This window comes from Paenarthrobacter nitroguajacolicus, from assembly GCF_007786235.1.
In the GTDB taxonomy this organism is placed as follows: domain Bacteria; phylum Actinomycetota; class Actinomycetes; order Actinomycetales; family Micrococcaceae; genus Arthrobacter; species Arthrobacter nitroguajacolicus_A.
On record NZ_VNFK01000002.1, the window covers coordinates 176052 to 200442 of the forward strand.

At 62.7% G+C, this 24391-nt stretch carries 20 protein-coding genes; 14 read left to right on the top strand and 6 right to left on the bottom strand.

The window, feature by feature from the left end; translation table 11 throughout:
- Positions 1–36 precede the first annotated feature (36 nt).
- From uvrA to FQP90_RS02870, 13 genes are all read left to right on the top strand, one after another.
- Positions 37–2964 (top strand): excinuclease ABC subunit UvrA, encoded by a 2928-nt coding sequence (gene uvrA / locus FQP90_RS02810; protein WP_144648223.1) that lies wholly within the window; start codon positions 37–39, stop codon positions 2962–2964.
- A 112-nt stretch (positions 2965–3076) separates the two neighbouring features.
- Complete coding sequence (locus FQP90_RS02815) at positions 3077–3793, top strand: HAD hydrolase-like protein (protein ID WP_144648224.1); 717 nt, start codon at positions 3077–3079, stop codon at positions 3791–3793.
- Entirely contained in the window at positions 3780–4448 is a 669-nt protein-coding gene (locus FQP90_RS02820; RefSeq protein ID WP_144648225.1) for a lysophospholipid acyltransferase family protein, read from the top strand. Before FQP90_RS02815 ends, FQP90_RS02820 begins: the two co-directional genes overlap by 14 nt.
- Before the next feature lie 61 nt (positions 4449–4509).
- On the top strand, positions 4510–6525 hold the full coding sequence (uvrC, locus tag FQP90_RS02825) for an excinuclease ABC subunit UvrC (protein ID WP_144648226.1): 2016 nt from the start codon (positions 4510–4512) through the stop codon (positions 6523–6525).
- Between the two features lie 52 nt (positions 6526–6577).
- A complete protein-coding gene (gene rapZ, locus FQP90_RS02830) occupies positions 6578–7501 on the top strand; it encodes an RNase adapter RapZ (RefSeq protein WP_144648227.1) in 924 nt (307 codons plus the stop codon).
- Positions 7501–8517 carry a gluconeogenesis factor YvcK family protein gene (locus tag FQP90_RS02835; protein WP_144648228.1) on the top strand — a complete coding sequence of 339 codons (1017 nt, stop codon included), beginning with the start codon at positions 7501–7503 and terminating at the stop codon, positions 8515–8517. Before rapZ ends, FQP90_RS02835 begins: the two co-directional genes overlap by 1 nt.
- Positions 8518–8526: 9 nt before the next feature.
- Positions 8527–9507, top strand: a complete 981-nt coding sequence (gene whiA, locus FQP90_RS02840; protein WP_144648229.1) for a DNA-binding protein WhiA — start codon at positions 8527–8529, stop codon at positions 9505–9507.
- A 174-nt stretch (positions 9508–9681) separates the two neighbouring features.
- Complete coding sequence (locus tag FQP90_RS02845) at positions 9682–10305, top strand: superoxide dismutase (protein WP_144648230.1); 624 nt, start codon at positions 9682–9684, stop codon at positions 10303–10305.
- A 273-nt stretch (positions 10306–10578) separates the two neighbouring features.
- On the top strand, positions 10579–11589 hold the full coding sequence (gap, locus tag FQP90_RS02850) for a type I glyceraldehyde-3-phosphate dehydrogenase (RefSeq protein WP_089595055.1): 1011 nt from the start codon (positions 10579–10581) through the stop codon (positions 11587–11589).
- A gap of 9 nt (positions 11590–11598) precedes the next feature.
- Positions 11599–12825 carry a phosphoglycerate kinase gene (locus FQP90_RS02855; protein WP_144648231.1) on the top strand — a complete coding sequence of 409 codons (1227 nt, stop codon included), beginning with the start codon at positions 11599–11601 and terminating at the stop codon, positions 12823–12825.
- 75 nt (positions 12826–12900) lie between these two features.
- Positions 12901–13716 (top strand): triose-phosphate isomerase, encoded by an 816-nt coding sequence (gene tpiA / locus FQP90_RS02860; RefSeq protein WP_144648232.1) that lies wholly within the window; start codon positions 12901–12903, stop codon positions 13714–13716.
- 36 nt (positions 13717–13752) lie between these two features.
- Positions 13753–14010 (top strand): preprotein translocase subunit SecG, encoded by a 258-nt coding sequence (gene secG / locus FQP90_RS02865; protein ID WP_024821019.1) that lies wholly within the window; start codon positions 13753–13755, stop codon positions 14008–14010.
- Between the two features lie 164 nt (positions 14011–14174).
- Positions 14175–14570 carry an RNA polymerase-binding protein RbpA gene (locus FQP90_RS02870; RefSeq protein ID WP_144648233.1) on the top strand — a complete coding sequence of 132 codons (396 nt, stop codon included), beginning with the start codon at positions 14175–14177 and terminating at the stop codon, positions 14568–14570.
- Here FQP90_RS02870 and pgl read toward each other — a convergent pair.
- The 6 genes from pgl to tkt are packed head-to-tail and all read right to left on the bottom strand — an operon-like array spanning position 14523 to position 22747.
- Positions 14523–15341: a 6-phosphogluconolactonase gene (pgl, locus tag FQP90_RS02875; protein ID WP_144648234.1), complete on the bottom strand. Its 819-nt coding sequence runs from the start codon at positions 15339–15341 to the stop codon at positions 14523–14525. The two genes, FQP90_RS02870 and pgl, sit on opposite strands and share 48 nt — an antisense overlap.
- Positions 15331–16272 (bottom strand): glucose-6-phosphate dehydrogenase assembly protein OpcA, encoded by a 942-nt coding sequence (locus FQP90_RS02880; protein WP_144648235.1) that lies wholly within the window; start codon positions 16270–16272, stop codon positions 15331–15333. The genes pgl and FQP90_RS02880 overlap by 11 nt, the downstream gene beginning before the upstream one ends.
- Positions 16269–17825: a glucose-6-phosphate dehydrogenase gene (gene zwf / locus FQP90_RS02885; RefSeq protein WP_144648236.1), complete on the bottom strand. Its 1557-nt coding sequence runs from the start codon at positions 17823–17825 to the stop codon at positions 16269–16271. The genes FQP90_RS02880 and zwf overlap by 4 nt, the downstream gene beginning before the upstream one ends.
- Before the next feature lie 15 nt (positions 17826–17840).
- Positions 17841–19472: a glucose-6-phosphate isomerase gene (locus FQP90_RS02890; protein WP_144648237.1), complete on the bottom strand. Its 1632-nt coding sequence runs from the start codon at positions 19470–19472 to the stop codon at positions 17841–17843.
- Positions 19473–19478: 6 nt separating this feature from the next.
- Positions 19479–20597, bottom strand: coding sequence for a transaldolase (gene tal / locus FQP90_RS02895; protein ID WP_110504609.1), 1119 nt, complete (start codon positions 20595–20597; stop codon positions 19479–19481).
- A 23-nt stretch (positions 20598–20620) separates the two neighbouring features.
- Positions 20621–22747 carry a transketolase gene (gene tkt, locus FQP90_RS02900; RefSeq protein WP_244296461.1) on the bottom strand — a complete coding sequence of 709 codons (2127 nt, stop codon included), beginning with the start codon at positions 22745–22747 and terminating at the stop codon, positions 20621–20623.
- A 428-nt stretch (positions 22748–23175) separates the two neighbouring features.
- Between tkt and FQP90_RS02905 the strand changes: the two genes are divergently transcribed.
- The gene (locus FQP90_RS02905; protein WP_144648238.1) at positions 23176–24138 is read left to right on the top strand and encodes a heme o synthase; all 963 of its coding nucleotides are present in this window, start codon (positions 23176–23178) and stop codon (positions 24136–24138) included.
- The last annotated feature ends 253 nt before the right edge of the window (positions 24139–24391 follow it).

The following is a 24391-nucleotide window of genomic DNA, read 5'->3' on the forward strand; positions in this document are numbered from 1 at the left end:
TGGAAATTCGAAGAAGTTTTCGATTAGCATTGGTAAGTGCCCAAAGCCTTAGCTGAAGATACCGCCATCGATTCTCCCAAGAGCGTCTCCGTCGTTCCCGATACGAAGCCGAGCAAGCCAGACCTGTCGCGGCTTGTGGTGAAGGGTGCCCGGGAACACAACCTCCGCAACGTGGATCTCGACCTCCCGCGTGATGCCATGATCGTGTTCACGGGGCTCTCAGGTTCCGGTAAATCGTCCTTGGCCTTTGACACCATTTTTGCCGAAGGCCAGCGCCGGTACGTGGAGTCGCTGTCCGCGTACGCCCGCCAGTTCCTTGGCCAGGTGGATAAGCCCGACGTCGACTTCATCGAAGGCTTGTCGCCGGCAGTGTCCATCGACCAGAAGTCCACCAGCAAGAACCCCCGTTCCACGGTGGGCACCATCACTGAGATCTACGACTACATGCGTTTGCTGTGGGCCCGCGTAGGCCGCCCGCACTGCCCTGTCTGTGGCGAGCCCATTGCCCGGCAGACGCCGCAGCAGATCGTGGACCAGCTCCTGGAACTGGAGACAGGCACTCGTTTCCAGGTCCTCGCCCCGGTGGTTCGCGGGCGCAAGGGCGAATTCGTTGATCTCTTCAAAGAATTGACCGCGAAGGGCTATTCCCGTGCCCGGGTGGATGGGGAACTCGTTCAGCTGAGCGATCCTCCCAAGCTGGGAAAGCAGTTCAAGCACACCATCGAGGTCGTGGTGGACCGCCTGGTGGTGAAGGAAGATATCAGCCAGCGTCTTACGGACTCCGTGGAGACCGCCTTGGGCCTGGCTGAAGGGCGCGTGCTGGTTGAATTCGTGGACCTTGATGCCGAGGATCCCGCGCGTATCCGGGCCTTCTCCGAGAACCTGGCCTGCCCCAACGAGCACCCGCTGGCCATCGATGAAATCGAACCCCGCTCCTTCTCGTTCAACAACCCCTTCGGCGCCTGTTCCGCCTGCAGCGGCATCGGCACCAAGCTGGAAGTGGATGAGGAACTCATCGTTCCCAACCCGGAACTGTCCTTGGGCGAGGGTGCCATCGCCCCTTGGTCTTTGGGCACAGCGACTACTGAGTACTGGAACCGCCTCCTGGAGGGCCTGGCCCACGAGCTTGGCTTCTCCATGAAGACCTCGTGGGAAAAGCTTCCCAAGGACGTGCGGAACACCGTTCTTCACGGCAAGGACCACAAAGTGGTTGTCCAGTACAAGAACCGCTTCGGTCGTGAACGCAAGTACAGCACCGGCTTTGAAGGTGCCATTCAGTACGTCCATCGGAAGCACGGCGAAACCGACTCCGACTGGGCCCGCGACCGATACGAAGAGTACATGCGCCAGATCCCGTGCCCTGAGTGCAACGGTGCGCGCCTCAACCCCGCCTCCTTGTCCGTACTCATTAACGGAAAATCGATTGCCGCCGTTGCGGCCCTGCCGATGCGCGAGTGCGCAGAGTTCCTGGGCAGTTTGACCCTCACCAACAGGGAAGCCCAGATCGCCAACCAGGTGCTGAAGGAGATCCAGGCCCGCCTGACCTTCCTCCTGGATGTCGGCTTGGAATACCTCAACCTTGAGCGCCCCTCGGGTACTTTGTCCGGTGGTGAAGCCCAACGCATCCGTCTCGCCACTCAGATCGGTTCCGGCCTGGTGGGTGTCCTTTACGTTTTGGATGAGCCGTCCATCGGCCTTCACCAGCGCGACAACCGGCGACTCATCGAGACACTGACCCGCCTGCGCGACCTCGGCAATACCTTGATTGTGGTGGAACACGACGAAGACACCATTCATGAGGCCGACTGGGTAGTGGACATTGGACCAGGAGCCGGCGAGCACGGTGGACAGGTGGTGCACTCCGGTACCTATAAGGAACTCCTGGCGAACACCGACTCCCTGACCGGCGACTACCTGTCGGGACGTCGCAAGATCGACATCCCCGCCAAGCGCCGCAAGTACGACAAAAAGCGTGAGCTCAAGGTTGTCGGCGCACGGGAGAACAACCTCAACAACGTTGACGCGACGTTCCCGTTGGGACTCTTCACTGCAGTGACCGGCGTGAGCGGCTCGGGCAAGTCGACACTGGTGAACGAGATCCTTTACAAGGTCCTCGCCAATAAACTCAACGGCGCCAAGCAAGTGGCAGGACGCCACCGGACTGTTGCAGGACTGGAGCACCTGGACAAGGTGGTCCACGTGGACCAAAGCCCCATCGGGCGGACGCCCCGTTCCAACCCGGCAACCTACACAGGTGTGTTTGACAACATCCGCAAACTGTTCGCGGAGACCACCGAAGCCAAGGTTCGCGGATACCAGCCAGGACGGTTCTCGTTCAACGTCAAGGGCGGGCGCTGCGAAGCCTGCTCAGGCGACGGCACGCTGAAGATCGAGATGAACTTCCTGCCTGATGTCTACGTGCCCTGCGAGGTGTGCCACGGCGCCAGGTACAACCGGGAAACACTTGAGGTCCACTACAAGGGCAAGACCATTGCCGATGTCCTCAACATGCCCATCGAGGAAGGCGCCGAGTTCTTTGCCGCCTTCACCCCCATCGCACGGCATTTGAACACGCTGGTGGACGTTGGCCTTGGCTACGTTCGTCTGGGTCAGCCGGCCACCACCTTGTCAGGTGGCGAAGCCCAGAGAGTGAAGCTCGCGGCCGAGCTCCAGAAGCGCTCCAACGGGCGCAGCATTTACGTCCTGGACGAGCCCACCACCGGCCTGCACTTCGAGGACATCCGGAAGCTGCTCATGGTGCTGCAGGGCTTGGTGGACAAAGGCAACACCGTCATCACCATCGAGCACAACCTGGACGTCATCAAGTCCGCAGACTGGATTGTGGATTTGGGCCCGAATGGCGGTTCGGGTGGCGGAAAGATCGTGGCCACCGGCACACCGGAGCAAGTTGCCAAATCGACCGACAGCCACACAGCTACCTTCTTGGCAGAGATTCTGGGCTAGTACCTGACTGGCGGCCATGAGGCTGTCAAGGGAATATCTCTCCAACCCAGGAAGTATTCCGGTAGCGGCATGCGAGTTTCAGGCATGCCGCTACTCGTGAGAAACTAACCCGGTGACTCAAACAACGGTGCCCGTAATATTCGATCTGGACGGCACCCTTGTCGATCCCGCAGGTGGTATCACAGGAGGAATTTCGGCAGCGCTCCAGGAAATGGGCCTGCCCGTTCCCGAACAAGCCGTACTGAATTCCATGGTGGGGCCCAAGCTCAGCGACTCCCTCCTGCATTTGGCAAACGTCCCTGCGGAATTGGTGGATGAAACCATTGATCGCTATCGGCGCCATTACCGGGAATCCGGTATAGCCCAAAGTAAGCTTTACCCCGGAATATCCGACCTCCTTGAGTTCTTCGCCGAATCCGGCCGGCCAGTGGCAGTGGCTACCCAAAAACCGCAGTCGATTGCGCAGCTCGTGCTGGAGCACCACAACATTGCTGATTTCTTCGTCTCCATTCGTGGAGCGGCGGATGACGAGTCCGTGGGGGCGAATACCACGTCCGGCAAGGTGGAGATCGTTGGCGCTGCTTTGGCGGACCTCCATTCCCAGCCGGCGGTGATGGTGGGGGACAGGCACCAGGACGTCGCCGGCGCAATGGCCAACGGCTTGGACTGCATCGGCGTCACGTGGGGATTCGCCCCGGACGGCGAACTGGAAGAAGCCGGTGCGGTAGCCGTCGTGGGAACCGCGCTTGAACTCCGAAACAAAATTGAAGAACTTGACGCTGTCCGTGCGGCAGCCCTTAGCGAGGTACAAAACGATGGCAGTCTTTGATGCGATCCGGTGGACCACCCGCGGACTGATCTCCTCCACATGCCGGCCTACGGTCATTGGACTCGAAAACGTCCCCAAGGAGGGACCGTTCATCGTTGCTCCCAATCACCTTTCCTTCCTGGACAGTGTCATCGTCCAAGCCCTCATGCCCCGTCCTGTCGCTTTCTTCGCCAAGGCCGAATATTTCACCACCAAGGGCGTCAAAGGCGCTGTGATGAAGTCCTTCTTCGAGGCCGTAGGTTCCATCCCCGTTGAACGCGGCGAGCAGGCGGCAAGCGTACAAGCGCTCAAGACCCTCCTGGACATTCTCGAATCCGGAAAAGGCATCGGCATTTACCCTGAGGGAACCCGGTCCCGTGACGGCATCCTTTACCGTGGTCGGACCGGGGTGGGCTGGCTTGCCTTGACGACCGGAGCGCCGGTCATCCCCGTGGGCCTGATCGGTACGGAAAAGCTGCAGCCTGCGGATAAGAACGCCGTACGCCCGCAGCATTTCACCATGAAGGTCGGCGAGCCCCTGTACTTCGATAAAACGGGCCCTGACCACTCGTTGCCCGCACGCCGTGAAGTGACTGACAAGATCATGGACGCCATTGCCCTCCTCAGCGGACAGGAACGCTCCACGAGTTACAACCAGAGCAAGTCGGTGGACTAGGGCCAGCAGCGCGTCCGAACGGTTGTCAATGGCTGTCGGTCCTGTTCACTAGACTGGAATCGTGGCAGATCCAGCAAGTTACCGGCCCCAAACGGGTGAAATTCCCACCACCCCGGGCGTCTATCGATTCCGCGACCCCCATGGCCGGGTCATCTATGTGGGCAAGGCAAAGAACCTCCGGTCCAGGCTGAACTCCTACTTCGCCAACCCTGCGGGGCTGCTCCCGAAAACCCACGCAATGGTCCACGCGGCCAGTAGCGTGGAATGGACCGTGGTGGGCAGCGAACTGGAATCGCTGCAGCTGGAATACACCTGGATCAAGGAATTCAAGCCGCGCTTCAATGTGGTTTTCCGCGACGACAAGACCTACCCCTACCTCGCCGTGACCATGGGCGAGAAGTACCCCAGGGTGCAGGTCATGCGTGGGGAGCGGCGGAAAGGCACCCGGTACTTTGGGCCCTACACTGCTGGAGCCATCAGGGAAACCATGGACACCCTCCTGCGGGTCTTTCCGGTCCGCAGCTGCAGTGCAGGGGTCTTCAAACGGGCGCAGTCCAGTGGACGGCCATGCCTCCTGGGCTACATCGACAAGTGTTCGGCCCCCTGCGTTGGCCGGGTCACACCCGATGAACACCGGGCCCTCGCCGAGGATTTCTGTTCCTTCATGGGGGGCGAAGCCAAGCGCTTCATCGGACGGCTTGAAAAGGACATGACGGCGGCCGTGGCCGAGCTGGATTACGAGCGTGCCGCGGGACTCAGGGATGACATCATTGCCCTCCGCAAGGTCTTTGAACGCAACGCCGTGGTCCTCGCGGAGGATACCGACGCAGATGTCTTCGCGTTGCACGACGACGAACTGGAAGCCTCCGTGCAGGTGTTCCACGTGCGCGGCGGCCGTGTCCGCGGGCAGCGGGGTTGGGTGGTGGAGAAAGTCGAGGACGCCACCACACCGGAACTCATTGAGCACTTGCTTCAGCAGGTGTACGGGGAAGACAGCGAGGTGCAAGGCCGCATCCCGCGGGAGGTACTGGTACCGGAGAACCCCAGCAACCACGCCGAACTCACCGAATGGCTGGGTGGGTTGCGCGGCGCCAAGGTAGACATCCGTGTGCCGCAGCGCGGAGACAAAGCTGCCTTGATGTCCACCGTGCGGGACAATGCGGAGCAAGCCCTCAAATTGCACAAGACCCGCCGCGCCGGCGACATTACCGTGCGCTCCCTGGCGCTCCAGGAACTGCAGGAAGCACTCGAGATACCGGTTCCCCTCTTGCGCATCGAATGCTTCGATATCTCCCACGTACAAGGCACCAACGTGGTGGCCTCCATGGTGGTGGTCGAAGATGGGCTGCCCAAGAAATCGGACTACCGAAAGTTCTCCATTACCGGTCCCGCGGCAGCGGACGACACCGCTGCCATGCACGACGTCCTGACCCGGCGCTTCCGGCATTACCTGACGGACAAGGCCGCACAAGTCCCGGTAGTGTCCGGGGAGATCGTCAACCCGACAAGGGCGGGCGCCAAGACCGCAAGTGAAGTGCCGCCGTCGGACCCAAGCATGCCTGCGCCAAAGGCGAAGTTCGCCTACCCGCCCAACCTGGTGGTGGTGGACGGCGGGCAACCGCAGGTCAACGCCGCCGCGCGCGCCCTCGCCGCGCTTGGAATCGACGACGTCTACGTGGTGGGTTTGGCCAAGCGTTTGGAGGAGGTCTGGCTCCCCGACAGCGACTTCCCGGTGATCCTTCCCCGAACGTCGCAGGGACTGTACCTTCTCCAACGGATCCGCGACGAAGCCCACCGTTTCGCCATCACCTTCCACCGGCAAAAGCGCGGCAAGGCCATGACGGTCTCCGTTTTGGACGGTGTGCCTGGCCTGGGCGAGGCCAAACGAAAGGCCCTGGTGGCACATTTTGGTTCGCTCAAGAAGATCCGGGCCGCATCCGTGGAGGAGCTCACTTCCGCCAAGGGCATCGGGCCGGCCCTGGCCGCTGCAGTCGTCCAGCATTTGGGTTCCACCGCGGACACTGATGAAACAGCGCCCGCGGTCAACATGACCACCGGCGAAATCCTTGAATCTTAGCTAGGGTTAGAACTTGCTGTACTGAGCACTTCCGACGAAACGGGGACAATTGATGGATGAGGCAACGGCAGGGTCCGGCACGGAGCAGGACGGCATGACGCCCGTCAAGCCACCGGAGGCGGAGCTGCTGGTCGTCACCGGCATGTCGGGGGCGGGACGCAGTACCGCTTCGGATGCCCTGGAGGATCACGGCTGGTACGTCGTGGACAACCTGCCTCCGCAAATGCTGGGTACGCTGGCCGAAATCGTCTCCCATGCCCCCAAGTCAATTCCCAAGCTGGCTGTGGTGGTGGATGTCCGCAGCAAGGATCTCTTCACCGACATCCAGACTGCGCTGGGCGCTTTGAGTGCCACCGGCATTTCGTTCCGGGTGCTCTTCCTGGACGCAAGCGATGAAGTCCTGGTCCGCCGGTTCGAGCAAGGCAGGAGGCCTCACCCCCTGCAAGGTGGGGGTCGCATCCTTGATGGCATCGGCATCGAGCGGGAGGTCCTGCGGGAACTGCGGGAACACGCCGACATTGTTTTGGATACCAGCGAGTTCAACGTCCATGGCCTTGCCACGGCCATCACCGAGCTGTTCAGCGACACTGGACCGGTGACCCTTCGGCTCAACGTCATGAGCTTTGGTTTCAAATACGGGCTGCCTGTGGACGCCAACTTCGTAGCCGACGCCCGCTTCATCCCCAACCCGCACTGGGTCCCGCAACTTCGGCCCCACACAGGGCTCGACGAGGACGTCAGCAACTACGTGCTGGCCGCCGATGGTGTGCATGAGTTCGTAGACCGCTACGTCAGCGCCCTGGAACCCGTTTTGGACGGGTACCGCCAAGAAAACAAGCACTACGCCACCTTGGCCGTAGGCTGCACCGGCGGCAAGCACCGTTCGGTGGCGGTCGCCGTCGAGCTTTCCAAACGCCTGGCACAATATCCTCGCGTCACCGTCACCACCACCCACCGCGACCTGGGACGCGAGTAGTGGGGGTACTGACTGGTCCGCTGCCCCTCATCCCGCCGAAGGGCGTTCCAGGCAGCCAGCAGAAGAAGAGCCCCTCGGTGGTCGCCCTGGGTGGCGGGCACGGGCTGGCGGCCTCCTTGTCGGCCCTGCGCCTGCTCACCTCAGAGCTGACGGCCATCGTTACGGTAGCGGACGACGGCGGCTCCTCCGGGCGGCTCCGCGACGAGTACGGCGTCCTCCCGCCCGGTGACTTGCGGATGGCCTTGAGCGCCCTGTGCGATGACACGGACTGGGGGCGGACTTGGCGCGACGTGATGCAGCACCGCTTCGACGCCGGATCGGCCAAGGGTGGTTCGCTGGACAACCATGCCATGGGCAACTTGCTCATCGTGACACTATGGGAACTGCTCGGCGACACCGTTGCCGGCTTGAAGTGGGCTGGAGCCCTGCTGGGCGCCCGCGGTCAGGTGCTTCCCATGTCCAGCGTCCCGCTGACCATCGAAGGGCAGGCGCGAGTAGAGCTGCCAGGCGGCGGGCATGAGCTCCAGACCGTGCGGGGACAAGCGAAATGCGCCGTCGCCGGAAAGTTGGAAGAGGTCACGCTCCTGCCCGAAGACGCCCCGGCCTGCACGGAGGCGCTCACAGCGATAGAGCTCGCAGACTGGGTCATCCTCGGTCCCGGGTCCTGGTACACCTCTGTGCTGCCGCATTTGCTCCTGCCTGAGCTTCGGCAAGCCCTGGGCGATACTGCAGCCAAGCGCTGCCTCACCATGAACCTTGATGTGGAAACAAAGGAAACATCAGGCATGACGGCGGCCGACCATTTGGACGTCCTGCGCCGCTATGCACCTGAGTTCAGCGTGGACGTGGTCCTTGCGGACCCCGCAGCCATCCAGGATCTCAAGGCCTTCGAGAAAGCCGCAGGGATGATCGGCGCGGAAGTGGTGTTGGGTAGAGTAGGGGCGTCGAGGCGCCGCCCCGTCCATGATCCACTGCTGTTGGCAGCGGCGTACCACGATATCTTCGGGAACAGTTAGGAACACACGATGGCACTTACTGCGTCGGTCAAGGACGAACTGTCCCGGCTGGACATCAAGAAATCTTCAGTCCGCAAGGCGGAGGTTTCGGCAATGCTGCGCTTTGCAGGCGGCTTGCACATCATTTCGGGACGGATCGTCATTGAGGCCGAGGTCGACCTCGCCTCCACGGCCCGGCGTCTCCGCGCGGCAATCGCAGAGGTCTACGGCCATCAGAGCGAGATCATTGTGGTCTCCGGCGGCGGGCTGCGACGGGGGAGCCGCTACGTGGTCCGCGTTGTCCGCGACGGAGAAGCACTTGCCCGCCAGACCGGCCTGCTGGATGGACGCGGCCGTCCTGTCCGGGGCTTGCCGTCGGTTGTCGTCAACGGCTCCGCCGCGGACGCCGAGGCAGTGTGGCGGGGCGCTTTCCTCGCGCATGGATCCCTTACTGAGCCCGGACGTTCGTCCTCGCTCGAAGTGACCTGCCCCGGCCCTGAGTCGGCCTTGGCGCTCGTCGGAGCTGCCCGCCGCCTCGGCATCCAGGCCAAGGCACGGGAGGTTCGCGGCGTTGACCGCGTCGTCATCCGCGACGGCGACACCATCGCGGCTCTCCTGACCCGAATGGGCGCCCACGACGCCCTGATGGTCTGGGAGGAACGGCGCATGCGTAAGGAAGTCCGCGCCACTGCCAACCGGCTTGCCAACTTTGATGACGCCAACCTGCGGCGCTCTGCCCAGGCGGCCGTGGCAGCCGGCGCAAGGGTGGACCGCGCCCTGGAGATCCTGGGCGACGACGTCCCGGATCACCTCAAATACGCGGGGGAGCTCCGGGTGGCCCACAAGCAGGCGAGCCTGGACGAGCTGGGCCGTCTTGCCGACCCCCCGATGACCAAGGACGCCATTGCGGGGCGCATCCGCCGCCTTCTGGCCATGGCGGATAAACGCGCAGCAGATTTGGGCATCCCGGGCACTGAAGCAAATGTGACTCCCGAAATGATGGACGAGTAGTCCACACCCATAGAATCGAAAAAGTGCGGAGGAAATACTGCGAGGCCACCGCGGGTTGTTCCCGGTGGAGGCAAGAGCAGGTTTCTTCGCCAAGGATTTCCGGCCGGCCCGCTGGTCGGATGAAATAACGAGAGTTACCAAACCGGACTTCAGTCCATTACATTGGAGGATTTCGTGACAGAGTACGTTCTGCCCGAGCTCGGCTACGACTACGCAGCACTCGAGCCGCACATTTCGGCAAAGATCATGGAGCTGCACCACAGCAAGCACCATGCGGCCTACGTTGCTGGCGCCAACAACGCGCTCTCGCAGCTGGCCGAAGCGCGCGAGAAGGGCGACTACGCCAACATCAACCGCCTTTCCAAGGACCTCGCGTTCCACACCGGCGGCCACATCAACCACTCCGTGTTCTGGAACAACATCTCCCCGGACGGCGGCGACAAGCCCGAGGGCGAGCTCGCAGCCGCCATCGACGATGCTTTCGGTTCGTTCGATGCCTTCCGCGCCCAGTTCAGCGCTGCCGCGCTGGGCCTGCAGGGTTCCGGCTGGGCTTTCCTGGCCTACGAGCCCATCGGTGGCAACCTGCTCATCGAGCAGCTCTACGATCAGCAGGGCAACGTGGCCGTGGGCACAACCCCGCTGCTGATGCTGGACATGTGGGAGCATGCTTTCTACCTGGACTACGTCAACGTCAAGGCCGACTACGTCAAGGCCTTCTGGAACATCGCCAACTGGGCAGACGTTGCCAAGCGGTTCGAAGCTGCGCGCGCCAACGCCACGGGCCTCATCGTCCTGTAGTTGGTGAGTTCCGGTTCACGCCGATGTAACAAAAGTCACTTTTTGCGTGAAATGGGACCAAATGCTGGAAAGCCTGCCTCCGCAGTTGCGGGGGCAGGCTTAGTTAAACGTAAGATGGATCACGGAAGGCGGTTAGCCTTCAGCAACGTGGCTGGTCGCCCTCCGATCTGATAATCACCTCTGCCCAAAGACGTGCGGGGTCTGTTAGTTGGAAATTTACTAAATCCGACTCACTAGGCGTGCTTGCAAGAGCACCAAGGAGATTGACACATAGTGACCACCCGTATTGGTATTAACGGCTTCGGCCGCATCGGCCGTAACTACTTCCGCGCAGCACTGGCCCAGGGCGCAGACCTTGAGATCGTTGCAGTCAACGACCTCACCAGCCCCGAGACCCTCGCCCACCTCCTTAAATACGACTCCGTCGGTGGACGCCTCGCCCAGACCGTGGAAGTTGTCGATGGAAACCTGGTAGTCGACGGCAAGTCCATCAAGGTCCTTGCCGAGCGCGATCCCGCCAACCTTCCCTGGGGCGAGCTGGGCGTGGACATCGTTATCGAGTCCACCGGCTTCTTCACCAAGGCAGCAGCGGCCCAGAAGCACATCGACGCCGGCGCCAAGAAGGTCCTCATCTCGGCACCTGCAAGCGACGAAGACATCACTATCGTCATGGGAGTAAACCACGAGCTCTACGACCCCGCAGCTCACAACATCATCTCCAACGCTTCCTGCACCACCAACTGCCTTGGCCCGCTGGCCAAGGTAGTCAACGACGCTTTTGGCATCGAACGTGGCCTTATGACCACGGTCCACGCCTACACGGCTGACCAGAACCTGCAGGACGGGCCGCACGGCGACCTTCGCCGCGCCCGCGCCGCCGCCATCAACATGGTCCCCACCTCCACCGGTGCTGCCAAGGCCATCGGTCTGGTCCTGCCGGAGCTCAAGGGCAAGCTTGACGGCTACGCCATCCGCGTTCCCGTCCCCACGGGTTCCGCCACCGACCTCACCGTCACCGTTTCCCGCGAAGTGACTGTGGAAGAAGTTAACGCCGCCGTCAAGGCAGCTGCAGAGTCCGAGCAGTTCGCCGGCATCCTGAGCTACACCGATGCCCCCATCGTGTCCTCCGACATCGTGGGCGACCCCGCTTCCTCCATCTTCGACTCCGGTTTGACCAAGGTCATTGGCAACCAGGTCAAGGTTGTTTCCTGGTACGACAACGAGTGGGGCTACTCCAACCGCCTCGTGGACCTTACGGAGCTCGTCGCATCCAAGCTGGGCTAGGGTAGACACATGACATCTCACACCCTCAACGAACTCATCGCTGAAGGTGTCCGCGGGCGGTACATTCTGGTCAGAAGTGACTTGAATGTGCCGCTCGACGGCTCTACAGTGACTGACGATGGCCGCATCAAAGCGTCCCTTCCGGTCCTCAAGAAGCTCTCGGACGCCGGTGCCCGTGTGCTCGTAACAGCCCACCTGGGACGCCCCAAAGGTGCCCCTGAAGACAAGTACTCATTGAAGCCCGCCGCTGCCCGCCTGGCAGAACTCGCGGACTTCAAAGTCCAGCTCGCCGAAGATACGGTGGGTGCCTCCGCAAAGGAGCTTGCCGGGGCACTGCAGGACGGCGAAGTACTCGTCCTGGAGAACGTTCGCTTTGATGCCCGCGAAACCAGCAAGGACGACGCCGAGCGCGGCGCCTTCGCTGACGAACTGGTGGCCCTCACGGGAAGCAACGGCGCGTTCGTGGACGATGCTTTCGGCGCTGTCCACCGCAAACACGCCAGTGTCTATGACGTCGCCACCCGGCTGCCGTCATACCTTGGCGATCTCGTACACACCGAGGTGGAAGTTCTCCGGAAGCTCACCACGGACACGCAACGTCCCTACGTTGTGGTCCTTGGCGGTTCCAAGGTCTCCGACAAGCTGGCCGTCATCGACAACTTGCTGGGCAAGGCCGACACCATCCTTGTCGGCGGCGGCATGCTGTTCACCTTCCTCGCCGCTGCCGGACACAAAGTGGCAGGCAGCCTCCTGGAAGAAGACCAGATCCCCGTCGTCCAGGACTACCTCAAGCGGGCTTCTGCCGCAGGCACCTCCTTTGTCATCCCCACGGATGTGGTGGTCGCCAGCCGTTTCGCGGCCGATGCTGAGCATGAGGTGGTCAAGGCGGATGCCATTGAGGACAGCGCCTTCGGTGCTTCCGGCATTGGCCTGGACATTGGCCCCGAATCGGCGTCCGCCTTTGCGGCTCAGATTGAAGGCGCCAAGACAGTCTTCTGGAACGGCCCCATGGGCGTTTTCGAATTCGAAGCGTTCGCCAATGGCACCCGGGCCATCGCCCAGGCGCTGACGGACACCGTGGCCTTCACGGTGGTCGGCGGCGGCGATTCCGCAGCGGCCGTTCGAACCCTCGGCTTCGAGGACTCGCAGTTCGGCCACATTTCCACCGGTGGTGGCGCCAGCTTGGAATACCTTGAAGGCAAGGAACTTCCCGGCCTCAGCGTCCTGGACCGCTAAGCATCACACCGGCCGGCAGGACGCTCACACGTCCTGCCGGCCGTTCCATATTTCAACGCATTCTTTGGAGTTCATGTGACTACCTCTGCCAACGGCAACTTTGTCCGCAAACCCTTCATCGCCGGCAACTGGAAGATGAACATGGACCACGTCCAGGGCATCACGTTGCTGCAGAAGCTCGCCTGGACCTTGTCCGACGCCAAGCACGACTACAAGCGTGTCGAGGTTGCTGTCTTCCCTCCGTTCACCGATCTCCGCGGCGTCCAGACACTGGTACAGGGCGACGAACTGGAAGTTGTGTACGGCGGCCAGGACCTGTCCCAGTTCGACTCCGGCGCTTACACCGGCGACATCTCCGGACAGTTCCTTAGCAAGCTGGGCTGCGCCTACGTCCTGGTGGGCCACAGTGAGCGTCGCACCATCCACAATGAATCGGACGATGTTCTGAACGCCAAGGTCAAAGCTGGCTTCCGTCACGGGGTCACCCCGGTTCTCTGCGTGGGCGAAGGCTTGGAGATCCGCCAAGCAGGCACACACGTCGATCACACGCTGGCTCAGTTGCGTGCCGGCGTTGAAGGCCTCACGGCAGAGCAGGCAGCCGAACTCGTGGTTGCCTATGAGCCTGTCTGGGCCATTGGTACAGGAGAGGTAGCCGGCCCCGACGATGCACAGGAAATGTGCGCCGCCATCCGTGCCGAACTTAGCGAGCTCTTTGATGAGTCCGTTGCCGCCAGGACGCGCCTGCTTTACGGCGGCTCGGTCAAGGCCAACAACGCTGCCGCCATTATGGCCGAAACCGACGTAGATGGATTGCTTGTGGGTGGCGCCAGCCTGGACCCCGCCGAGTTTGCTAACATTGTCAGGTTCGAGAGCCACCTCGTCACGGACTAGTCCGGCTCCCGTTTTCCGCTTCTTCGAAAGGCCGTCGTGGACGTTCTTCAAGTCATTCTGCAGATCCTGCTGGGCATCACCAGCCTTCTGCTGACGCTGCTCATCCTCCTGCACAAGGGACGTGGCGGCGGTTTGTCCGACATGTTCGGTGGCGGAATGAGCTCCGGATTGAGTTCGTCCGGCGTAGCCGAGCGCAACCTGAACCGCTTCACCATCATTCTTGGTATTACGTGGGGCGCAGTCATCATCGGCTTGGGCCTGATCATGCGCTTCACGTCGGGTGGCGACTCCTAGTCGTCCCCGGCTGGGGAGGCTCCTCGAAGGGGCCTCCCCATTTTTTCTGCTCGGCGGCACCAATCACTAGTGCCGCCGTCGAACCTCCCGCATTAGACTGGCCCTGTTGGCCGTAAGGCCCACGGGCCGTGACGGCCAACCACCGAGTCGCTAGGGGTTCGAAAATGGTTCATGGCACGCCTGGTTACCGCGGCACCCGCGTTGGGGTAGCCCTCGGATCCGCTCCCAGAAATCAAAGCGACCACGGCGAAGGTGAACAATTGCCGCGTATTCGTGTCCCCTATTGGTGCGCCAAGGGACACGAAACGCGGCTCGTTTTTCTTAAGCTGCCGGATGACCAGCTTCCCAAGACCTGGGACTGCCCTAAATGCGGCTTGCCGGCTTCACGGGATCCCGGTCACCCTGCGGAACCAAGACCCGAAGACGAACTCTTCAAATCCCACCTGGATTACGTTAAAGAAAGACGCTCCAGCCAAGACGCCGAAGTTGTCCTGGCTGGAGCGCTGGAGCGGCTACGCGCCCGCGGGGTCCTTCCGGACCAGCTGCTGGGGGACGCGTGAGGCCGCATTCTCGTCAATAAGCCACAGGGTCCTCGCCCGGCCGGCGGGACCAGCTGCCGGCACCTGAACGGGGTTGGCACCTGCAAGGGCAAGGCCAACGGCACCCGCCTTGTCTTCACCGGCAACAACCATCCAAATTTCCTGGGCGGTGTTGATGGCCGGCAGGGTCAAGGAAATACGCGACGGCGGCGGCTTGGGTGAGTTTTCGACGCCCACCACGGTGCGTTCTTTCTCCCGAATGCCGGCCTGCTCCGGGAAGAGCGACGCCACGTGGGCGTCCGGACCTACGCCAAGAAGCAGGATGTCGAAGCGGGGCAGCTTGCCGGGCTGCTCCGGCCTGTCATCAGACATGTCCGCGGCGTGCTCAGCCTGGGCTGCGGCTTTGAGTTCTTCGGCGTAGGCAGCAGCTGCATCCTCCGCGGTGGAGAACTCGTCGGCCGAACCAGGTTCGTGAACCCGTGCGGGATCAACAGACAAGTGGGCCAGCAAGGCCTGGTGTGCTTGGCGGGTGTTCCTGTCGTCGCTGTCAGCGGCGACGAACCGCTCGTCACCCCACCAGAAGTTGACCTTCGACCAGTCGACTGCAGGTGCGGCGGCAGAGTCGGCCACCGCCTTCAGCGTTCCAATGCCTACGGTTCCGCCGGTGAGGACCACCGTGGCTTCGCCGTGCTTGTCCTGGACATCCACGAGCTTGGTGATGAGACGGGCTGCAATCGCGGCCATCAACACCTTGGAGTCGGGGTGGATGCTTACTCTTGGCTCAGCGTGCACTTGTCTGGACTCTCCTCTGGCTGGTAAGTGGAAGTCCCATCGTAATCACTTCTCCGAAGACTTCGTCGGGGTCCAGCCGCCGGAGTTCCTCGGCCAGGCAGTCCTTAAGGCTGCGCCGGGGGAGGGTGATGCGCTGCGCGGGTTGTCCTGGCTGGGTCAGCTCGGCCACGGACAAGCCGGGTCGGAAGAGCTGCACATCGCCGCTGGCGCGGGTGAGGCGCACGCGGCGGATACCGGTACCCGCCGGGTCTGCCACGATCGTGACGGGAGCCTGCAGGGCAAGGCTCAACCAGGCGGCGAGGAGCAATGTACTGGGTGAGTCCGATGCGCCTTCGACGGCCACCGCCGAAACCGGGTCGCCGTCAACCTGGTCGAAGACAGCTGCGAGCTGCATGCGCCAGTTGGTCAGGCGGGTCCAGGCAAGATCGGTATCGCCGGCCTTGTACGTTGCACGAATGTTCTCAAGAGCACGTCGGGGGTCCGGCTCGTTCGCGGAGTCCGTGATGCGGCGGTGCGCAATGCGGCCGATGGAAGTTTCGCAGGCACTTTCCGGGGCACCGTGCGGCCACCAGGCTACGATCGGTGCATCCGGAAGCAGAAGTGCCGCCACCAGCGATTCGCTCTCGTGGGCCATATGCCCGTGGCCGCGCAGGACGATGACCTCGGAAGCACCGGCGTCACCTCCAACACGGATCTGCGCGTCCAGGCGGTCCGGACCTTCGACGCCTGCGTCGGCAAGCACAATGATCCTGCACGGGTGTTCCCGGCTGGCTTCATTAGCCGCCTCGATTGCTTCCTCTTCCTGCCCGGACTTGGTCACCACCACTAGGGTCAACACTCGGCCCAACGCGATGACACCGCCTTGTTCGCGCAGCGACATGATCTTCTTGGAGACCTTGGAAGTAGTGGTATCTGGAAGATCTACAATCATGGCCTTCTCCAGGTTCGTCCGTCGCGGGCCAGCAGGGCGTCGGCCGAAGCCGGACCCCAGCTGCCGGGTGCGTAAGGTTGTGGTTGTTCTTCCAGCCCGGCCCAGTATTCCTCGAACGGGTCAAGGATCTTCCAGGACAGCTCCACTTCCTGGTGACGCGGGAAGAGCGGGGGTTCGCCCAGGAGTACATCCAGGATGAGGCGTTCATAGGCTTCGGGGCTGGACTCGGTGAAGGAGTGGCCGTAGCCGAAGTCCATGGTGACATCGCGGACTTCCATCTGCGTGCCCGGAACCTTGGACCCGAACCGGATCGTGGCGCCCTCGTCGGGCTGGACACGGATCACCACGGCATTCTGGCCGAAGTCGTCCTCGCCGTGATCACGGAACAGCAGGTTGGGTGCCCTCTTGAAGACCACCGCGATCTCTGTAACGCGGCGGCCAAGGCGCTTACCGGCCCGCAGGTAGAACGGCACACCATTCCAGCGGCGGGTATTGATATCCACCCGGATCGCGGCGTACGTCTCGGTCTTGGAGTCAGCCGGGATACCGTCCTCGTCCAGGTAGCCCAGGACTTCCTCGCCGCCCTGCCAGCCACCAGTGAACTGACCACGTGCGGAGTGAGTGGAGAGGTCCTCGGGCAACTTGACCGCAGCCAGAACTTTTTCCTTCTCCGCCCGCAAGTCATCGGCGTTAAAGGAAATGGGTTCTTCCATCGCCGTCAACGCGAGCAACTGCAGGAGGTGGTTCTGGATCACGTCACGGGCCGCGCCCACACCGTCGTAGTAGCCTGCGCGCCCGCCGGTGCCGATGTCTTCGGCCATGGTGATCTGGACGTGGTCCACGTAGTTGGCGTTCCAGAGGGGTTCGAACAACTGGTTCGCGAAACGAAGCGCGAGGATGTTCTGCACCGTTTCCTTACCCAGGTAGTGATCGATCCTGAACACCGCATCGGCAGGGAACACGGACTCCACAATGTCGTTGAGCTGCCGGGCGGACTCGAGGTCGTGTCCGAACGGCTTCTCAATGACCACGCGACGCCACTGCCCGGGCTTGGCCTGTGCCAGGCCGTGCTTGGACAGCTGACGACAGACTTGCTCGAACGCCTTGGGCGGGATGGACAGGTAGAAGCCATGATTGCCGCGCGTGCCGCGGGTTTCGTCCAGCTCATCCAGGACATCTCCGAGGCGCTCGAAAGCGTCGTCGTCGTCGAACTCGCCCTGGACAAAGCGGATACCGGAAGCAAGCTGCTCCCAGACCGCTTCATCGAATTTCGTCCGGGCGTGGGCCTTGACGTTCTCCTTGACCTCAGCGGCAAATTCCGCGTTGTCCCACTCGCGGCGGCCGAAACCCACCAAAGCGAAGCTGGGAGGAAGGAGACCACGGTTCGCGAGGTCATAGACCGCGGGCATGAGCTTCTTACGGGCGAGGTCGCCGGTGACTCCGAAGAACACCAACGACGATGGCCCGGCAATGCGGTTCAGGCGCCGGTCCCGCGGATCCCGCAATGGGTTCCGCAGGCCGGCGTTCTTCCTGCCGTTTTCAGTTTCTGGCATGTTTGGTTCTGTGCCTTAGCTTTCGAGTGCGCTGGCCTGGCCGGCCAACGCAGCGACGACTTCCTGGAGTTGGGCTACGCCGGCAGCACGGTCGGTGAGGTGCAGGCGCAACACGGGGCGGCCATGGCCTTCCAGGACCTGGGCATCGCCCGAGGCCTGCGCGGCAATGAGCTGACCGAAGGTGAAAGGGCGCTCCGGGATGGCCAGATCGGTGGACGATGCAGCGGTGATCTGCAGGAACACCCCAATGGCCGGTCCACCCTTGTGGAACTGCCCGGTGGAGTGCAGGAACCGGGGGCCCCAGCCGAAGGTCACCGGACGGCCACTGACAGCGGCGAGTTCGTCGCGAATTCCTTCGAGCGGAGCGTGCGAAATGCGGTCAAGGTAAGCCTGGACGCTTAAGTAGCCATCCGTGCCGAGCTGGCCGAGGAGCGCCTGCACGGCTTCCGATGCAGTTGACGCTGAGCCGAGCCACTCGCCACCGCGTACTTCAACGGCACCATCCGTGAAGGCTGCGGGAGTGGGTTCCGGCCGGGCGTCCAACAAGCCACGGGCAGCCACCTTCGCGGCCTCGACGTCTGGCTGGTCGAACGGGTTGATGCCCAGCAGGCGACCGGCGACTGCCGTGGCGAATTCCCAGACGAACATCTGGGAGGGCAGCCCACCGGCGATGGCAACCTCGTTTTCGCGAAGTTCGACGTCGGCATCCGCACTTACCAGCCGAACCACCAGGACGTCGTCGGCTCCGTTGAGGGCCTCCGGGGACTCCGGGCCGGCCACGACCGGAAGAACACCGGTACCGAGTTTGCCGGTGGATTCCGCGATGAGCTGCTCGGCCCAGTCGGCGAAGCCCACAATGCCCGAACCATCCTCGGCGATGACGATCTTGTTGCGCAGCGGGTTGGTACCACCCAAGGCAATGCCCAGGGCAAGGCCGATGTTGTCAGTGGAGTCCTCGTTGAGGATCTCCGCAGCCTCTTCCGCTTCATCCAGGAATGCCTGGATGTCCACGCCGGCCAGCCCGCAAGGTACCAAACCGAAAGCAGTGAGTGCCGAGAAGCGTCCGCCGACGTTGGGGTCGGCGTTGAACACTGCACGGTAGCCGGCTTCGCGGGATGCCTTGTCCAGCGGAGACCCGGGGTCCGTGACGATGACGATGCGGCTCTTGGCGTCGATACCGGCGTCGTTGAACGCCTTTTCGAAGACCCGTCGTTGCGAGTCGGTCTCCACAGTGGAGCCGGACTTGGAGGAAACGACGATTGCCGTCTCCGCCAACCGGTCTGCCAGAGCAGCACTGACCTGTTCAGGATCGGTGCTGTCCAGCACAGTCAGCTCGACGCCGGCGGTACCCGCAATAACCTCCGGTGCCAGGGACGATCCACCCATGCCGCACAGGACAATGCGTGAAACGCCTTCGGCGCGAAGGGCATCGCGAAGCTCCAGGATCCCGTCGACCAAGGGCTGGGACACTGTTGCGGCCTCAACCCAGCCAAGGCGGATCGCTGACTCGGACTCCGCGTCAGGGCCCCACAGCGTGTGGTCCTTGGCGAAGATTCGGGTGGCGATCTTCTCTTCGACCAAGCCGTCAATGTGTTCTGCGATGGCCTGCTGGGCGGCACCGCTGGCGTCGTAGCTGATAGTGCTCATAGTGGGTTAGGAAGCCTTCCGTGCGGTGACGAGTGCGCCTTCGACGTCGGCGAGGAGTTCCTTCCAGGAGCCCACGAACTTCTCGAGGCCTTCGGTCTCGAGGAGGGTGACGACGTCGTTGTAGGAGACACCGAGCGCTTCGAGGGCGTTGAGGGTCTCGTTTGCTTCGTCGTAAGTGCCCGTGATGGTGTCACCGGTGACCACGCCGTGGTCGAAGGTGGCGTCGAGCGTCTTCTCCGGCATGGTGTTGACCACGCCTGCTGCAACGAGTTCCGTCACGTAGAGGGTGTCCGGGTAGGCCGGGTCCTTCACGCCGGTGGAGGCCCAGAGCGGACGCTGCGGGAGGGCGCCGGCTTCGGCCAAGACCGACCATCGTTCGGTGGAGAAGAGTTCTTCGTAGACCTGGTAAGCCAGGCGTGCGTTCGCGACGCCGGCCTTGCCCTTCAGTGCCTTCGCTTCATCGGTGCCGATGGCGTCAAGGCGCTTATCGATCTCGGAGTCCACGCGGGAGACGAAGAACGAAGCCACGGAGTGGATCTTGGAGAGGTCGTGGCCGTTCTCCTTGGCCTGCTCAAGGCCGGACTGGAATGCATTGATGACTGCGCGGTAGCGCTCCAGGGAGAAGATCAGGGTCACGTTGACGCTGATGCCCTCGGCCAAGGTGGCCGTGATGGCTTCAAGGCCCTCCAGGGTTGCCGGGATCTTGATGTGGACGTTGTCCTTGTTGACCTTGGCGTAGAGGTGCTTGGCCTCGGCGATGGTGCCGGCGGTGTCCCAAGCCAAGCGGGGATCAACCTCGATGGAGACGCGGCCGTCCACGCCATGGGTGGCTGCAGCGATGGGCGCGAAGAGGTCGCAGGCGTCTGCAACGTCGGTGGTGGTGATCTCGAAGATCGTCTCTTCGACACTGGCGCCCGCCGCAGCCTGGGCTGCAATGGTGGCGTCGTAGTCCGTGCCGGAGGTGATGGCGGCGTGGAAGATCGACGGGTTGGTGGTTACACCAACAACGCTCTTCTCGTCGATGAGCTTCTGCAGGGTGCCGGTCTCCAGACGGTTGCGGGAGAGGTCATCGAGCCAGATCGAAACGCCGGCGTCGGAAAGCTGCTGCGTGGGAGTTGTAGACATGTGTTTTCTCCTGTTGTGGGGGATCAGGCCGTCAAGCCTGCGAGGGAGTCTTTGGCTGCGGCTTCCACGGCTTCGGCGGTGATGCCGAATTCGTTGAAGAGTCGCTTGTAATCGGCCGAGGCACCGAAGTGTTCCAGGGAGATGGATCGGCCTGCGTCGCCGACGAATTCGCGCCAGCCGAGCGCCAGGCCGGCCTCGACGGAAACGCGGGCCTTCACGGAAGCGGGGAGCACAGATTCGCGGTAAGCCTCGTCCTGCTTGTTGAACCACTCAACACACGGCATGGAGACAACGCGCGCTGCGATGCCTTCGGCCTGGAGGGCTTCGCGGGCCTGGACTGCGAGCTGGACTTCCGAGCCGGTGCCGATCAGGATGACCTGGGCGTCAACGGTTTCGCCGTCCTTGGAGGCTTCGGCCAGGACGTAACCGCCCTTGGCAACACCAGCGGTGGAACCGAACGTGTCACCAGCAGCTTCGCCTTCACCGCGGGCGTAGGTGGGGATGTTCTGGCGTGTCAGGACGATGCCGGCCGGGTTCTCGTGGTTCTCCAGCATGGCCTTCCATGCCGCAGAGACTTCGTTTGCGTCGCCGGGGCGGACAACATCCAGGCCCGGGATGGCCCGCAGGGATGCGAGCTGCTCCACCGGCTGGTGGGTGGGTCCGTCTTCGCCCAGGCCGATGGAGTCGTGCGTCCACACGTACAGGGACGGGACACCCATCAGCGCGCCGAGGCGGATGGCCGGCCGCTGGTAGTCGGAGAAGATCAGGAACGTGCCGGAGAAAGCGCGGGTGCGGCCGTGCAGGGAAATACCGTTCACGATCGACGCGGCAGCGTGCTCACGGATACCGAAGTGCAGCACGCGTCCATACGGGTTGCCCTTCCAGGCATCCGTGGAACGCGAGGTCGGGATGAACGACGGCGAGCCTTCGATGGTGGTGTTGTTGGACTCGGCGAGGTCGGCCGAACCGCCCCACAGCTCCGGAAGAACCGGACCAATGGCGTTCAGGACCTTGCCCGAAGCCGCGCGGGTGGAAACGTCCTTGCCGGCTTCGAACACCGGAAGCGCGGCATCGATGCCCACGGGAAGCTTCTTGGCTTCCACACGCTCCAGCAGGGCGGCGGCGTCCGGGTTGGCTGATTGCCATGCCTCGAACGAAGCCTGCCAGGCTGCACGGGACTCAGCACCGCGGTCAAGGACCTTGCGGGCATGTGCCAGGACTTCTTCGTCAACGTCGAAGGACTTGGCCGGATCAAAGCCGAGCACGGTCTTCAGTGCTGCGACTTCCTCGGCACCCAGGGCCGAACCGTGGATCTTGCCGGTGTTCTGCTTCTTCGGAGCCGGGTAGCCGATGATGGTGCGCAGCGAGATGATGGACGGCTTGTTCGTCTCTGCCTTGGCCGCCTGAAGTGCGGAGTACAGCTCCTGGACGTCTTCGACGTAGTCGCCGGTCTTGGTCCAGTCGACGCGCTGGGTGTGCCAGCCGTAGGCCTCGTAGCGCTTGAGGACGTCTTCGGTGAAGGCGATGTCAGTGTCGTCTTCGATCGAGATGTGGTTCTCGTCATAAATGACGACGAGGTTGCCCAGTTCCTGGTGGCCGGCAAGCGAGGAGGCCTCGGAGGTCACACCTTCCTGCAGGTCGCCGTCGGAGGCAATGACCCAAATGGTGTGGTCGAACGGCGACTCGCCGGCGGGAGCATCGGCGTCGAACAGGCCGCGCTGGCGACGCTGTGAGTAGGCGAAACCAACAGCGGAAGCCAGGCCCTGGCCCAGGGGACCGGTGGTGATTTCCACGCCGGCGGTGTGCTTGTACTCGGGGTGGCCCGGGGTCAGCGAACCCCAGGTGCGCAGCGCTTCCAGATCCTTCAGTTCCAGGCCGTAACCGGACAGGAACAGCTGGATGTACAGCGTCAGCGAGGTATGGCCGGGGGACAGGACGAACCGGTCGCGGCCAATCCAGTCCGGGTTCTTGGGGTCGTGGCGCATCAGCTTCTGGAACAGCAGGTACGCTGCCGGAGCCAAGCTCATTGCCGTACCAGGGTGGCCGTTGCCGACCTTCTCCACGGCGTCGGCGGCCAACACACGAACGGTGTCAACAGCCTTCTTGTCCAGATCGGTCCATGACAGTTCTTGCTCTTCCAAATGTGGCACGAAAACCGAGCCCCTCTCTGTGCTGACGGCAGGCGTATGGACACGGCACGCAGGAAGCACAGGATGGCGCCCGCTGCAATGTGTCTACCAGCCGTTCACCATTGAAACGTTGATCTCTCATCCAGACGCACGGATATCCGAGAATACGGTTTCCCGGATGGTCAACGTGTGCTGATCTGCTCAACAGCTTAGCCCTAAACGTGTCAGGGAACTCAGGGAATCCCACTAACTGGACAGAAATTCCCTTATATGAATCACGATGGCCCGCCGGGGGAGTGAAGATTCGGAAACATTGACGTATTTTGCGGACATCGGGCCACTTCCGGCCACGGTATGATATTTGGAGGCCACCAGCGGTTCACGCGCCCGTGCTTGCTTTCGACAACCGGGACGCCAGCCGCTGCGAGAACCCCAGAGCATAGAACAGAGTGACTGCCGCCGTGAGCACAACTGATACGCCCCTCAACGCGTCCCCGGCCCGGGGAAGCATCGGAATTTCCCGCAAGTTCAAGGCGTATCTGGCACTGACAAAACCCCGTGTCATCGAACTGCTCCTGGTCAGCACCCTTCCCACCATGATCTTCGCCCAGCGCGGATTCCCGTCGATCGGCCTCATCCTCGCCACCCTCGTGGGCGGCGCGTTCGCCGCAGGCAGCGCCGGCGTCTTCAACTGCTACATCGACCGCGATATCGACAAACTGATGCACCGCACCGAGAAGCGTCCCCTTGTCACTGGCGAGGTGACTCCGCGCGAGGCCTTGGTTTTCGCCTGGGTTCTTGGCGCTGCGTCCATCGCGATCCTGTGGTTCGGGGCCAACCCGCTGTCAGCCTGGCTGGGCCTCGGTGCCATAGTCTTCTACGTCGTCATTTACACCATGATCCTGAAGCGCCGCACCGCCCAGAACATCGTCTGGGGCGGGGCCGCCGGTTGCTTCCCGGTCCTCATCGCGTGGGCAGCGGTCACCAACACTGTTGAGTGGCCCGCAATCGTGCTCTTCATGGTGATCTTCCTCTGGACGCCTCCCCACTACTGGCCGCTGTCCATGCGCTACGGCGAGGACTACCGCAACGCCAAGGTACCGATGCTCGGCGCCATCGCCGGTGCGAAAGTGGTCTCTGTGCAGGTCGTCCTGTACGCCTGGGCCATGGTTGCCTGCTCCTTGCTGATGGTCCCCGTTGGCGGGGCCGGATGGGTCTACACCATCGTCGCAGTTGCTGCGGGTGCATGGTTCCTCTACGAGAGCCATGCACTGTACAAGCGCGCACAGGGTGGCGACGTCTCCAACAAGGGTGCAATGAAGGTCTTCCACGGTTCCATCAGCTACCTGACGCTGCTCTTCATCGCCCTTGCCGTTGACCCCTTCATCGGTTCACCGATCATCGGCGGCTAGGGCGTCCCACCCCGCAAGCAACAGATACTGACGACGCCGGCACTCACCCGAGTGCCGGCGTCGCTGTTTCGCCCAACGCCACCGCGACGCTCTCTCACGTCCCGCACCCTTTCGCCGGTCCCTCTCGCACCTCCCGCACCCTTTCGCCGGTCCCTCTCGCACCTCCCGCACCCTTTCGCCGGTCCCTCTCTCACCTCCCGCACCCTTTCGCCGGTCCCCCTCTCACCTCCCGCACCCTTTCGCCGGTCCCTCT